The 12,710-nt window shown below is 67.0% G+C and carries 12 protein-coding genes; 5 read left to right on the plus strand and 7 right to left on the minus strand.

Features of this window, described 5'->3' with window-relative positions; all coding sequences use genetic code 11:
* Window positions 1–19: 19 nt before the first annotated feature.
* Together MTY59_RS18635 and MTY59_RS18640 are read right to left on the minus strand one after the other, a co-directional pair.
* Window positions 20–1,627, minus strand: coding sequence for a Na+/H+ antiporter (locus MTY59_RS18635; protein WP_221042455.1), 1,608 nt, complete (start codon window positions 1,625–1,627; stop codon window positions 20–22).
* 66 nt (window positions 1,628–1,693) lie between these two features.
* Complete coding sequence (locus MTY59_RS18640) at window positions 1,694–2,611, minus strand: alpha/beta hydrolase family protein (RefSeq protein ID WP_221042456.1); 918 nt, start codon at window positions 2,609–2,611, stop codon at window positions 1,694–1,696.
* Between the two features lie 119 nt (window positions 2,612–2,730).
* On the opposite strand from MTY59_RS18640, the gene MTY59_RS18645 reads away from it, so the two are divergent.
* The gene (locus tag MTY59_RS18645; RefSeq protein ID WP_221042457.1) at window positions 2,731–3,633 is read left to right on the plus strand and encodes a helix-turn-helix domain-containing protein; all 903 of its coding nucleotides are present in this window, start codon (window positions 2,731–2,733) and stop codon (window positions 3,631–3,633) included.
* Between the two features lie 102 nt (window positions 3,634–3,735).
* Complete coding sequence (locus tag MTY59_RS18650) at window positions 3,736–4,170, plus strand: protease inhibitor I42 family protein (protein ID WP_221042458.1); 435 nt, start codon at window positions 3,736–3,738, stop codon at window positions 4,168–4,170.
* 2 nt (window positions 4,171–4,172) lie between these two features.
* Here MTY59_RS18650 and MTY59_RS18655 read toward each other — a convergent pair whose 3' ends face one another.
* On the minus strand, window positions 4,173–5,468 hold the full coding sequence (locus MTY59_RS18655) for an alpha/beta hydrolase (RefSeq protein WP_221042459.1): 1,296 nt from the start codon (window positions 5,466–5,468) through the stop codon (window positions 4,173–4,175).
* Between the two features lie 211 nt (window positions 5,469–5,679).
* Here MTY59_RS18655 and MTY59_RS18660 point away from each other — a divergent pair, with 211 nt between their 5' ends.
* Window positions 5,680–6,036, plus strand: coding sequence for a type II toxin-antitoxin system HicB family antitoxin (locus MTY59_RS18660; protein ID WP_221042460.1), 357 nt, complete (start codon window positions 5,680–5,682; stop codon window positions 6,034–6,036).
* 8 nt (window positions 6,037–6,044) lie between these two features.
* On the opposite strand, the gene fdxA is transcribed toward MTY59_RS18660, so the two are convergent.
* On the minus strand, window positions 6,045–6,371 hold the full coding sequence (gene fdxA / locus MTY59_RS18665) for a ferredoxin (RefSeq protein WP_065030936.1): 327 nt from the start codon (window positions 6,369–6,371) through the stop codon (window positions 6,045–6,047).
* A 102-nt stretch (window positions 6,372–6,473) separates the two neighbouring features.
* Between fdxA and MTY59_RS18670 the strand changes: the two genes are divergently transcribed.
* Window positions 6,474–7,424: a LysR family transcriptional regulator gene (locus tag MTY59_RS18670; protein WP_221042461.1), complete on the plus strand. Its 951-nt coding sequence runs from the start codon at window positions 6,474–6,476 to the stop codon at window positions 7,422–7,424.
* Here the strand turns inward: MTY59_RS18670 and MTY59_RS18675 are convergent.
* Both MTY59_RS18675 and MTY59_RS18680 read right to left on the minus strand, forming a co-directional pair.
* Complete coding sequence (locus MTY59_RS18675; protein ID WP_221042462.1) at window positions 7,421–8,137, minus strand: sirohydrochlorin chelatase; 717 nt, start codon at window positions 8,135–8,137, stop codon at window positions 7,421–7,423. The two genes, MTY59_RS18670 and MTY59_RS18675, sit on opposite strands and share 4 nt — an antisense overlap.
* A 7-nt stretch (window positions 8,138–8,144) precedes the next feature.
* Window positions 8,145–9,812, minus strand: a complete 1,668-nt coding sequence (locus MTY59_RS18680; protein ID WP_221042463.1) for a nitrite/sulfite reductase — start codon at window positions 9,810–9,812, stop codon at window positions 8,145–8,147.
* Window positions 9,813–10,105: 293 nt separating this feature from the next.
* Between MTY59_RS18680 and trxB the strand changes: the two genes are divergently transcribed.
* Entirely contained in the window at window positions 10,106–11,098 is a 993-nt protein-coding gene (trxB, locus tag MTY59_RS18685) for a thioredoxin-disulfide reductase (protein WP_221042464.1), read from the plus strand.
* A gap of 3 nt (window positions 11,099–11,101) precedes the next feature.
* Here the strand turns inward: trxB and MTY59_RS18690 are convergent, their stop codons facing one another.
* Window positions 11,102–12,487, minus strand: a complete 1,386-nt coding sequence (locus tag MTY59_RS18690; protein ID WP_221042465.1) for an FAD-binding oxidoreductase — start codon at window positions 12,485–12,487, stop codon at window positions 11,102–11,104.
* Window positions 12,488–12,710 lie beyond the last annotated feature (223 nt).

Below are 12,710 nucleotides of genomic sequence, written 5' to 3' on the forward strand. Positions count from 1 at the left end.
GGTCGGCCGCCGACGGGCCTTACTCCTCCTCGTCGCCGTCGTCGACTGCGGCGGCGAGAAGTTGCACTTCCTCGAGATCCATCTCGTTCTGCAATTCGCGCAACACGATGTCGTCGATCAGGTTCTGGTTGCGCAGCGCGGTGATCTCGCGGCGCTTGTGTTCGAGCACGCCCAGGCGCACCCGCCGGACCTTCTCGCGGCCCTTCAGGATGCGATTGTCTGGAGAGCCGTTTTCGGTGGCCAGGACCAGGGCGGCCTTCTCCTCGTATTCCTTTTGCAGCCGGCGCCTCAGGTCGTCGCTGATACCGACTTCGTCGGCGACCGTCGGCAGGGCGGCCAAGGCGGCCTGGGTCCCCCGACACCGGGCCAATTGCAGCTCCTCGGCATGGGTGGCGTCCTCTGGCATTTTCGCCCACCGGACCACGGCGGGCAGGGTGCTGCCCTGGACCAGGACCGTCACCAGGATGACCACGACCACGATGAAGATCAGCAGGCTGCGGTCCGGGAACGGCGCGCCGCTGAGCGTGGTCATTGGGACGGCGAGCGCCGCGGCCAGCGAGACGGCGCCGCGGAATCCCGCCCAGGCGGTGACGAAGCGCTGACGCCATCCGATCCGACGGGTCTGCTGCACCTCGCGGCGGTCGATGAGCCGGATCAGCACGACAGTGATTTCACCCCAGAAAATCCGCGACACGATCACCGCACCGGTCACGGCCAGGGCGACGTAGGCGGCGTGCCGAACCCCGCCGTCGACGTTGGCGATGCCGCGTAGCGCAGCCGGGATCTGCACCCCGACGAACACCCACAGCGAGCCGTTGAGCAGGAACGTCGCGATGTCCCAGAACGCATAGGCCTGCAGGCGGGAACGGGCCCGGATCACCACCGGCCCGGCGTAGGCAAGGACCAGCGCCGACACCAGCACCGCGACCACCCCACTGCATTCCATCGACTGGGCCAGCAGGAAGGCCGCGAACGGTGTCAGCAGGCTCAAAGCCCCTTCCTCTTGCGGCGCGTCTATGCGTTTGCGCAGCAGTGTCACCGCTCCGCCGACCAGCAGCCCTGAGGCGATACCGCCTAGGTAGGAGCCGATGAACCGGCCGACCAAGTCGGGCGGCGTAATCGCGGCCCCGCCGACTGCGACGTGGACGGTGACGGCGAACAGCACCAGCGCTGTGCCGTCGTTGATGAGGCTCTCGGCTTTCAGCACGGTGAGCGACCGGCGCGGCAGCTTTTTCGCGAGGCCGGCTACCGCGGCGGCGTCGGTGGGGGACAGCACGGCACCGAGGACGGCCGCCGCGTGGGGTTCCATGCCCAGTGCCCGCGCGGTCCACGACACCGCCACCGCGGTGAAGATCACCAGGGCGACGCCGAGGAAGATGATGACGCGCAGGTTCGCCCGGATCTCCCGGAAGCTGGTGTTCAGGCTTTCCCAGTAGAGGATCGCCGGGAGAAACAGCAGCAGCACGAGCTCGCCGTTGATCCGCACGTGACCGAAGTGGGGGATGAGACCCAACAGTGCGCCGAGCAGCATGAGCAGCACCGGGGGACCCACCCGGTAGCGCCGGCCGATGACCGTCCCCACGATGACGGTGGAGACCAGCGCGACGATGAGAACGAGGCCAAACACTCGCCCATCCTGCCGGACCTACCGGGTTTGCGCGGCTTGGGGCGTGGCTGCCGCGCTATCGCTTCGTTAGGTGATGTGTTTGTCGAACCACTCGATCGGAACTTCCGGGTGCGCACCGAAGAAGTTGTAGCCGTCGAAGCGGCGGTCCGTGCCCTCGATCCAGTACAGGCGCTTCTCGTCGACGGGGATCGCGTCGTAGATGTCCTGCACGTCTTGGGGTCGCGTCATCGTGTCGTCGTGCACCTGGGCCACCAGCGTGGGCACGGTGACGGCCTTCACGTGCTCGAGCGGTGACTGCTCGGACAGATGGAAGCCGGTGCGCTCGTGCACCGCCTTACCGAACTTCTGGTAGCCGTCCTCCATGCCGATGCCCTTGACGAATTCCTCCACGATGTAGCGTCCGGAGACCGGCTGCAGCATCACCATGGCCTGAATTTCGGAGAACTCCTGCGGGTGCTTGGACCAGGCGACGGCGGTCGAGTCGGCCCCCAGGCAGACGGACAGCAACGCCTTCTTCATGGTCTTGGTGTCCGGACGGGCCGCCGCGTAGCGCAGCGAGCCGATGACGTCGCGGTACTCGGTCAGGCCGATGCCGGCGATGCCGCCGTTGCCCTGTCCGCTCATCCCGTGGTTGCGGATGTCGTAGGCGAGCACGTTGTATCCCGCGTCGTGCAATGCCTTGTATTCGGGCAGGAAGTTGACCTCGAATCCGCCCAGGCCGCCGAACTCGGGGAGGTGACCTGGGTAGCCGTACCGGTTTCCCGGCAGGAAGTGGTTGTGGATGATCAGCCGGTCCGAGTCGGCCGGGATGAACCAGCCCTCCAGCGGCACTCCGTCCATCGACGGAAAGAAGACGTCCTCGTAGTCGAGGCCGACCTCGTCGGGCCGTCGCAGAACCGGGGCGCGGCGACCCGCTGTCGTACCGGTGGTCCACAACTGGACGAAATTGTCGAATGCTGCTTGTGCCTGATTTTCGTTGGGCATGTCAGTGACCTCCTTTCCTGCGACGCTACGTACGCGGCGGGCCGACAGGGAGTCGCCGGTTATCGGGGGTACCGGCAGCCCCTGCCTGCCACGTCCGGTGTTTGCCTACTGTGGCGAAGATGGACATCGCCAAGGACATCAAGGAGTTCTTGATGACCCGGCGGGCGAGGATCACCCCCGACCAGATCGGGTTGCCGTCCGGCCGGCGACGTCGAGTGCCCGGGTTGCGGCGCGAGGAAGTCGCGCAACTGGCCGGCGTCAGCACGGAGTACTACACGCAGATCGAGCGCGGCAGCGTTGCGGGCGTGTCCGATGACGTGCTGCACGCCGTGGCGCGTGCGCTGCGACTCACCGACGATGAGACGACCCACTTCTTCGACCTGGTGCGCGCGGCGATCGGCACCCGGACGGTCGGTCGCCCGAAGCGGGAAGCCGGCAAGACGATTCCCGACGGGATCCAGGCTCTGATTGACGGCATGGCCGCCTCGCCCGCGATCGTGATGAACGGAAGCCTGGACATCGTCGCAGCGAATCGGCTTGGCCGAGCGTTGTATGCCCCCATGTTCGACCGGGCGACCGGTGTGCCGAACTTCGCTCGATTCATCTTCTTCGACACCTATGCCGAGCAGGTGTTTCCGGAGTGGGAAGGGTCGGCCGACGAGGTCGTCGCCTTGTTGCAGGCCGAGGCCGCCCGTTCTCCCCATTCGCCCGCGATCACTCAAATAGTCGGCGAGCTGGCGACCCGCAGTGACGACTTTCGCAGCCGCTGGGCCGCCCACAACGTCACCGCGCATCGGCACGGCGTGAAACTGTTTCGCCATGCGGAATTCGGCGAATCGACGTTGACCTACAACGTTTTAGCCGTCACCGCCGCGCCGGGTCTGTCCCTGGTCGGTTACACCGCGGAACCCAATTCGCCGTCCGAGCAGGCGCTGAAGATTCTCGCCAGCTGGAGCCTCGAGCAGCATGCCGCAGACCCCGGCCGGGCCGGCCGCGCTACCCCGAACACCCCAATCGAGTAGGCCCTGCGTTCGGGCGAGAGGAGGCGGCGAGGGCGCTCGGTGCCTATCTTCGATCTGGATCGAGACCTATTAGGCTCCGTTGCGGAATCGAAGGGGGATCTGGTGAAGGTCAGGCTGCTGGTGACAGTCGCCGTGCTGATGTTGTCGACGGTGGTGGGCTGCCACTTCGCGTCCAGGAACCCGCCGTCGACCAAAACGCTTCAGGTCCCCATGACCGATGTGCTGACGCAGAGCGAGATCACCCAGAACGTCACCCTCGCCGTTGGCAACGCCCTGGTCGTGCAGTTGGGCTCGAACTACACCACTCCCTACCGGTGGAACCCTGACACCAAGATCGGCGATTCGTCGATCGTCAAGCAGCTCGGTCACCGGTTCATCCAGCCGACCTCCGACGCGTTGGGCGCACCGGGCGTCGAAGAGTGGACGTTCACCGCGCTGAGGCCGGGGAGCACCACGATCGGCACGGCGTACACCAGCTTCGTGGGCAAGGACGCCAAACCGGCGTGCACCTACACGCTGACCGTCACGGTGCAATAGGCCTAGCTTTGCGACACCTCGGCCGCAACGACATCGGCCCGCAGGTGCGCCGCATAGATCTCGGCGAGGAATTGCTCGACGGCCACCGCGGTGTGCGCGGCGCGGACCGAGCCGAAGATGTCGAAAGCGTGTTGGGTGAGCGGCAATTCGGCGTAGACGACCGGCTTTGTGCTGGCTTGCCGGAGTTGCTCGACGAACGTGCGGGCTTGCTCGACGTAGGCCAGCGAGTCGTTGGTGCCGTGCAGGACGAAGAACGGGGGCGCGTCAGGGCGGACATGGTTGACCGGTGACGCGGCCTCGAAGGTCTGCAGGTGCGTCGAGGGCTTTTGCTTGATGATCGACTTGATCAGCAGCCCCGGCATCATCGGATGCAGGGTCTTGTCGAGTCGGGTGAAGTCGTAGATGCCGTAGAACGGCACCGCCGCCTGCACGCTGGTGTCGGCGTCTTCGAATCCCGGCTGAAACTGCGGATCATTCTGTGTCAGCGCGGCCAGCGCTGTGAGGTGGCCGCCGGCCGAGCCTCCGGTGATGACGACGAAGTCTGGGTCGCCGCCGTATTCGGCGATGTGCTCCTTGACCCAGGCCAGCGCCCGCTTGACGTCGACGATGTGGTCGGGCCAGGTGTTGCGCGGGCTGTGCCGGTAGTTGATCGCCACGCAGATCCAGCCGAGCTCGGCGAGGTGGCTCATCAACGGATGGGCTTGTCCGCGTTTGTTTCCCGTCGTCCAGGCGCCGCCGGGGATCTGGAAGAGCACCGGCGCCTTGCCGGCCGGGTCGAGGTCGGGGCGTCGCCAGATGTCCAGGTGGTTGGCGCGGCCGTATTCGCCGTAACTGATGTCGGAGTCGTGGGCGTAGTCGCGGTAGATGCGCAGCATCCTTAGTAGGCCAGGCGTCTTGGCGGTGCCGCCGCCGGCCGGGCGGCGCCACAGGTTGGCCGACTCGGTGAGCCGATCTCCTCCCAGTCCGCTGTCCAACGCCTCGGCCAGCGGGACATTGGCTCGATGGCCCGCGCGGCTGAGGTTGAGCAGGCCGAGCGCCGAGAGGCCGGCGACCACCCACGCGATTATTCGCACGGGCCGGGTCAGGCGACGGCCGGTCAGCGCCAGTCCACCGAGCTGGGTCAGCAGCGTTTGCAGCGGCAATTCGGTGACGACGAGCCCGAACATCCACGAGTACAGCGAGGGGAATCCGCCGCGCGCCAAAGGCCGGTAGGCGTTGAGGGTGGACGCCGCGGTGAGGGCTGTGACCGCGGCTGAGCCTATTTGCCGGATGACGTGGATGGTTTGAGCTGTCCGCATTGCCTCACCTTACGAAACGGGCAGACGACTCTCGGATCCGCTAGCGCATGCGCTAGCGGATTTGGGACGCCCACATTGGTCTGGAGAGGTGGTGCGGGTCGCCGACGGGGGCTCCGTACCGGCGCACCGACGGGGGCTCCGTACCGGCGCACCTCTCCCGGTGGGGATGAGTGACTCGCGAATCCGCTAGCACCCGTGCTACCAACCCGGCGTGAACCACTACACCTATCGCGTCGCGTGGTCGCCGTACCACGGTCAATACGTCGGCGCCTGTCTGGAATTGCCGTTCATGCGCTACGAAGCGCCGACCGCGCAAGAGGCCGTCGAGGCGGTCGAGGCGGCCGTTGACCGGCACATCGAAATCATGCGGAACACCGGCGAAACGCTGCCGACCCCGATGGCGGACCGCAGCTACAGCGGCACGATCGTGATCAGGACATCCCCGGAACTGCACAGCCGCCTGGCCGTCGAAGCCGCCGAACAACAGGTCTCGATGAACCAGTGGGTGGTTCAGAAGCTTTCGGGACGACGGCCCAGCGATACGTTCGGGCTCTCCGGATGGGACTAGCGGGAAGGCTACGACGCCTCTGCCCGGCTCTCCAGTTCCTTGACCGGCGCGGGGTCGTTCTCGGTCAGCCCGACCTTCGCCGCGCCGCCGGGCGAGCCGAGCTCGGTGAAGAAATCGGCGTTGATCTGCAGGTATTGGGTGTGCTCGGCGGGCAGATCGTCTTCGTAGTAGATGGACTCAACCGGGCACACCGGCTCGCAGGCACCGCAGTCGACGCACTCGTCGGGGTGGATGTAGAGCATCCGGGCACCCTCGTAGATGCAGTCGACGGGACATTCCTCGATGCACGCCTTGTCTTTGATGTCGACACAGGGCTCAGCGATCACGTAGGCCATGCGTCACATCGTTCCGGCTCGGGCGGGGCGTGAGTAGAGGCTTGGCGTTGTGGTGCCACAAGCTATAGTTGTGTCACACGATTTGATTGTGAGCTGCCGCCCATGCCCCTGAGCCCCCGGTTGCCCGAACTCGCGTCGTTCGAGGCGTTTTTGGCGATCGCCGAGACCGGCAGCCTCGGCCGGGCGGCACGCGAGCTCGGCCTGACCCAGCAGGCGATATCCCGGCGGCTTGCCACGATGGAGGCCCAGATCGGCGTCACCCTGGCCGTCCGGACGACGCGCGGCTCGCAATTGACGCCCGCGGGCCTGATCGTCGCGGATTGGGCGACCCGCCTGCTCGAGGTCGCCGGCGAGATCGACGCGGGCCTCGGTTCGCTGCGAAAGGAAGGCCGCGAACGCATTAGGGTGGCGGCCAGCCAGACGATCTCCGAACAACTCATGCCGCACTGGCTGCTGTCCCTGCAGGCCGAGGCGGCGCGGCGCGGCGATAACGCGCCTCAGGTGATTCTGACCGCCACCAACAGCGACCATGCCATCGCCGCGGTCCGCGATGGCAGCGCCGACCTGGGATTCGTCGAAAACCCTGGTACACCAAAGGGTTTAGGTAGCTGTGTGGTGGGGGAGGACGAGCTGGTGATCGTGGTTGCGCCCGACCACAAGTGGGCGCGACGGGGGCGGGTGGTGACCGCGCGCGAACTCGCGCAGACGCCGCTGGTGGCCCGCGAACTCCATTCGGGCATCCGCGATTCACTGACGGTGGCGTTGCGCAAGGTGCTCGGCGAGGACATGCAACAGGCCACGCCCGTGCTGGAATTGACCTCCGCGGCGGCGATGCGCGCCGCCGTGCTCGCCGGCGCGGGGCCGGCAACCATGAGCAGGCTGGCCGTCGCCGACGACCTGGCGGATGGCCGGCTGCACGCCGTCGACATCCCGAAGTTGGACCTGCGCCGCAAGTTTCGGGCGATCTGGGTCGGCGGCAAGACCCCGCCGCCGGGGGCGATCCGCGACCTGGTCAGCCACGTCACCAGCCGCACAACGGCATCGAAAAGCTAGGCCGCGGCGTCCTCGGCCAGCGCGTCGTCGTAGCGATCGAGCACGGTCTCGGCAACCAGCCGGTGCGCCCCCAGCGGGGCCGCCATCGTAATGCCGTTGTCGCGGGCGAACTTTGACACCCCATCGGTGATGAAGCCCGGCGCCAGGAACCACGGCGCGATCACGAGCCGACGCGCGCCGCGGCCGCGCAACTGATCGGCGGCCCGGGCCACCGATGCCTCCGGCCGGGTGGCGAACGCCGTTGTGGCCCCGACCCATTGGGTGCCGGCGGCCACCCGGGCCGCCACCTTCGCGGTGCGCGCGTTGGCGGCGATGTTCGACGAACCGATCGCCACCACCATGACGCCGAGGTCGTCGTCGAGTGGGGAGACCCCGACCTCGACGAGGCGTTCGCGCAACACCGACACCAGCCGCTCGTCCTCACCGAGTACGTCGGCCTGCCGGATGCCGTGGGCGCCGGCGTCGGCGATCTGCTTGGGGATGTCCAGGCGCGCGTGATAGGCGCTGGCCAGCAGCAACGGAGCGACCACCGCGCGGCGGGCGTCCGGCAACCCGGACAGCACATCGACGAAGTTCGGGGTGTTGAGCTCGAGGAACGCCAGCCGCACGTCGAGGTCGGGCCGCGTCAGCGCCAGCCGGTCGGCCAACGCCTCGGCGTTGGCGCCCGACCGTGGGTCGCGGCTGCCGTGCGCGGTGAGTACGAGTGTGTTCATCGCGGCCTCAGCGCAGCTCTTCCTCGTCGGCGCGCAGCGCCCAGGCGGCGAACGTCTCGCCATCCTGCCGGCCGTCGATGTACTTGCGCGTGACCCGGTCGATGTAGTCGCCCAGTTCGGCGCTGGTGACTTTGTGCTGGCGCAGTTTTCGGCCGAAGCCGCTCTGTTCGCCCACGCCGCCGCCGAGGTGCACCTGGAAACCCTCGACCGAGTTGCCGTCGCCGTCGTCGATCCACTGACCCTTGAACCCGATGTCGGCCACCTGAATTCGGGCGCACGAGTTCGGGCATCCGTTGAGGTGCACGCTGATCGGCAGGTTGAGCTTGGAGTCCACGTCGGCCAGGCGCTGTTCCAGCTCGGGCACCAAAGTCTGTGCCCGAACCCGGGTTTCGGCGAACGACAGCTTGCAGTACTCAATTCCGGTGCACGCCATGGTGTTCTTGCGCCATGACGACGGCCGCGACGGCAAACCCAGCGCTTCCAGGCCCGCGACCAGGTCCTCGACCTTGTCGTCGGCGACGTCCAAAATGACCAGCTTTTGGAACGGGGTCCACCGCGCCCGGTCCGAACCGGCCTTCTCCATCAGATCGGCAACGGCCGACAGGGTGGTGCCCGACACGCGTCCGACGATCGGCGCGACGCCCACGGCGTTGAGCCCGTTCTTGATCCGCTGCACGCCAACGTGGTCGATGGTGTGCTTGACCGGCGCGGGCGCCGGTCCATCGATCAGCCGGCGGTTCAGGTACTCGGTTTCCAACACCTCGCGGAATTTCTCCACGCCCCAGTCCTTGACCAGGAATTTCAGCCGGGCCTTGGCCCGCAGCCGGCGGTAGCCGTAGTCGCGGAACAGCTGCGTGACGCCCTCCCAGACGTCGGGCACCTCGTCCAGCGGGACCCACACGCCCAGCCGCTGGGCCAGCATCGGGTTGGTGGACAGGCCGCCGCCCACCCACAGGTCCAGGCCGGGCCCGCGTTCGGGGTGGTTGACGCCGACGAACGCGATGTCGTGCGTCTCGTGCGAGACGTCCTGCAGGCCGGAGACCGCGGTCTTGTACTTGCGGGGCAGATTGGCGTACTCGGGGTTGTTCATCGAGCGCCGGACGATCTCGTCGATCGCGGGCGACGGGTCGAGGATTTCGTCGAGCGAGTCGCCGGCCAGCGGCGAGCCGTGGATGCCGCGGGGGCAGTCACCGCAGGCCTCGGTGGTCTGCAGGCCCACGGATTCGAGTCGGCGCCAAATCTCGGGGACGTCCTCGATCCGGACCCAGTGCAGTTGCAGGTTCTCCCGGTCGCTGATGTCGGCGGTGTCGCGGGCGAATTCGGTCGAAATCTGTCCCAGCGTGCGCATGGTGTGCGCGGTCATCGCCTTGCCGTCGGAGCGGACCCGCATCATGAAGTACTTGGCTTCGATCTTGTCGGTGTTCTCGTCGCCGGTCCAGCTGCCGTCGTAGCCCTGCTCACGCTGGGTGTAGAGGCCCATCCAGCGGAACCGCCCGCGCAGGTCGTCCTTGGCGATGCTGTCGAAGCCCTGCTTGGAATAGATGTTGATGATGCGGTCGCGCACGTTGAGCGGCGCGTCGTCGCTCTTGAACTGCTCGGCATGGTTGAGCGGCTCGCGATCGCCCAGCGCCCACTGACCGTCGTTGCGGGTCTTGACGGGACGTGCGGTGGTCATGTGCGTTCTCGATTCCTCGTGGCGGCCCGAGTGGGCCTCAGATCGGCCGTGGTGCGGCCGCAGGGCGGCTGTCGAGCCGCGGCATCGCGATGATTGGGTCTGTAGGCACCCGCAAGTTCGTCGTTGGACCTACGGGTCGCGATTTCCATGGTGCACCACCTACGGCGGCGTCAGTAGAGGCCATGTGTTGTGAAGGCACAACCCCGCGTTGTGTGCGCTGCTTCACGTCTTTGCCTTTGGCGGCCAGAGGGATTGGGCCGGCACTTATCGGATTCGCAGTAGTGTGGCCGCTTATGAGCACCTCCGACGTCCACGATGTGATCGTTATTGGTTCGGGTCCTGCGGGGTATACCGCGGCGTTGTATGCGGCGCGGGCGCAGTTGGCGCCGGTGGTGTTTGAGGGGACGTCGTTTGGTGGGGCGTTGATGACGACGACCGAGGTGGAGAATTTCCCGGGGTTTCGCGACGGCATCACGGGTCCGGAGTTGATGGATCAGATGCGTGAGCAGGCGTTGCGGTTCGGGGCGGATCTGCGGATGGAAGACGTCGAATCGGTCTCGCTGCAGGGTCCGGTGAAGTCGGTGACCACCGCCGAGGGTGAGACGGTGCGGGCGCGGTCGGTGATCTTGGCGATGGGCGCAGCGGCGCGTTATTTGGGGGTGCCCGGTGAGCAGGAGTTGTTGGGCCGCGGCGTGAGCTCGTGTGCGACCTGTGATGGGTTCTTTTTCAAGGACCAGGACATTGCGGTGATCGGGGGTGGGGACTCGGCGATGGAGGAGGCCACGTTTTTGACCCGTTTTGCCCGCAGTGTGACGTTGGTGCACCGCCGCGACGAGTTCCGCGCGTCGCGGATCATGCTGGACCGCGCCCGCGCGAACGACAAGATCACGATCTTGACGAACAAGGCGGTGGAGGCGGTCGAGGGTGAGCAGACCGTGACCGGGGTGCGGCTGCGTGATACCGGCACCGGTGAGGTGTCCACGTTGGCGGTGACCGGGGTGTTCGTGGCGATCGGGCATGACCCGCGGTCGGAGTTGGTGCGCGACGTGCTGCAGACCGATCTTGAGGGTTATGTGCTGGTCCAAGGCCGCACCACCAGCACCTCGATTGATGGGGTGTTCGCCGCCGGGGACCTGGTGGATCGCACCTACCGCCAGGCCGTCACCGCCGCGGGCAGCGGCTGCTCGGCCGCCATCGACGCCGAACGCTGGCTCACCGACTATGAAGAAGCCGACGTGGACGCCTCAGTCACGCCGGCTATCGGCCGAGAGCCGTTGCGTAGCTGAGCTTTACGTCTCGCCCGAGGCGAATGCGACGTCGGGGTTGAGGATGCCCGCGGGGTCGAAGCTCGTCTTGATGCGGCGCATCAGGTCGACCTTGACCGGATCCTCGAGTTCGACGAAGTACGGGGCCTTGGTACGGCCCAGGCCGTGCTCGCCGGAGATCGCGCCGCCCAATTCCATTGCCAGCGCGAAGATGTCGGTCAACAGCTGCTTCCGGATCGCCGCGTCCGGGCAGAAGATCGCCAGGTGCACGTTGCCGTCGCCCGCGTGCCCGCAGCCCGCCGCCGCGGCGCCGGCCGCCGCCGCCAGGCCGCGAGCGCCGGACAGGAACTTCGGCATCGCGCCGCGCGGCACGACCGTGTCGATGAGGTCGTCGGCGTTGAGCGCCTTGAGCGTCCAGAACGCCTTCTCGCGCGCCTCGATGAGCTTGCGTGCCGAGCCGCCCTCGAGCACATAGGCGTCCACGGCACCCAATTCGGCGAGCAGTTCGCCGGTCTTCTCGACATCCTCGTCCAGCCGGTCCGCGGTCCGGTTCTCAAGCGCCACAACCAGATACGCCTGACAGCTGTCGCGGATGTTGTCCGGCACGCCCAGCTCCAGATTCTGGGTGTGGACCAGCGCGGCCATCGTCACGTTGTCGACGTATTCCAGGATGTAGGGCGCCAGGCCGCTGGCGAGGATCTTGGGCACCGCCTCCATGACCTGATCGAAGTCGGCGAACGGGGCGAGCACGCTGGCGCTGTGGTCCAGCCGCGGATGCAGCTTGACGGTCACCTCGGTGGCCAGGGCAAGGGTGCCTTCGGAGCCGACGATGAGCTGGGTCAGGTCGTAGCCGGTGGAGACCTTGGCGATCTTGCCGCCGGTGCGGATGAGCTCGCCGGTGGGCAGCGCGGCCTGCAGCCCGAGCACGTTGTGACGGGCGATACCGTATTTGACCGCGCGCATTCCGCCGGCGTTGGTGCCGACGTTGCCGCCGATGCTGGACGACAGCTCGCCCGGGTGCACCATGTACCGCAGCCCGGTGCCGGCGGTCGCGTCGTCCAGTTCGGTGAGCGTCACCCCGGGTTGCACGACCGCGACCTGGTTGGTGACGTCGACCTCCAGCACGGCGTTCATCCGCTCGAACGAGATCAGTAACCCGTCGGCGCGGGGGATCGCTGCGCCCGACAGCCCGGTGCCCGAGCCGCGGGCCGTCACCGGCACGTCGTTGTCCGTCGCGGTCTTGAGGAGTTGCGCGACTTCGTCGGCGGTCGCGGGCCTGGCCAGGTATGCCGGCTTCTGCGGCGGCTTGGTCAGCACCTCGTCGTGCGAGTAGTCCTCGGAAATGGCGTCGCCCGTAAGCAGGTTGTGCTCGCCGACGATCTCCGCGAACCGCGCCATCATGTCGGTCATCGAAGGCCTCACCTTCTTACGTGCCGGACAATTACTGTATCGGTGCTGCGACTCGCGGTGGAGAAGAAGTTCGGCGTCGATGCCGCTAGGGTGGGGCTGGCGCAGTTTCGCGCAGCCGATCCTGTTGGCCAGCCGGCCGGCGGACCATAGCGGCCATCAGCGGTGTCTCGGTGTAGCGACACGCGTGAGGCTGCGCACGTTATGTCGACGCCCGATTCGGGAA

Origin of the sequence: Mycobacterium senriense, from assembly GCF_019668465.1 — a bacterium.
Taxonomy (GTDB): Bacteria; Actinomycetota; Actinomycetes; order Mycobacteriales; family Mycobacteriaceae; genus Mycobacterium; species Mycobacterium senriense.

Bases quoted from the DNA above. Each gene is read 5' to 3' on its own strand.
- MTY59_RS18645 (WP_221042457.1), top strand. From the start codon at position 2,731: ATGGACATCGCCAAGGACATCAAGGAGTTCTTGATGACCCGGCGGGCG.
- MTY59_RS18690 (WP_221042465.1), bottom strand. From the start codon at position 12,487: ATGACCGACATGATGGCGCGGTTCGCGGAGATCGTCGGCGAGCACAAC.
- MTY59_RS18675 (WP_221042462.1), bottom strand. From the start codon at position 8,137: ATGAACACACTCGTACTCACCGCGCACGGCAGCCGCGACCCACGGTCG.
- MTY59_RS18670 (WP_221042461.1), top strand. From the start codon at position 6,474: ATGCCCCTGAGCCCCCGGTTGCCCGAACTCGCGTCGTTCGAGGCGTTT.
- MTY59_RS18655 (WP_221042459.1), bottom strand. From the start codon at position 5,468: ATGCGGACAGCTCAAACCATCCACGTCATCCGGCAAATAGGCTCAGCC.
- trxB (WP_221042464.1), top strand. From the start codon at position 10,106: ATGAGCACCTCCGACGTCCACGATGTGATCGTTATTGGTTCGGGTCCT.
- MTY59_RS18640 (WP_221042456.1), bottom strand. From the start codon at position 2,611: ATGCCCAACGAAAATCAGGCACAAGCAGCATTCGACAATTTCGTCCAG.
- MTY59_RS18680 (WP_221042463.1), bottom strand. From the start codon at position 9,812: ATGACCACCGCACGTCCCGTCAAGACCCGCAACGACGGTCAGTGGGCG.
- fdxA (WP_065030936.1), bottom strand. From the start codon at position 6,371: ATGGCCTACGTGATCGCTGAGCCCTGTGTCGACATCAAAGACAAGGCG.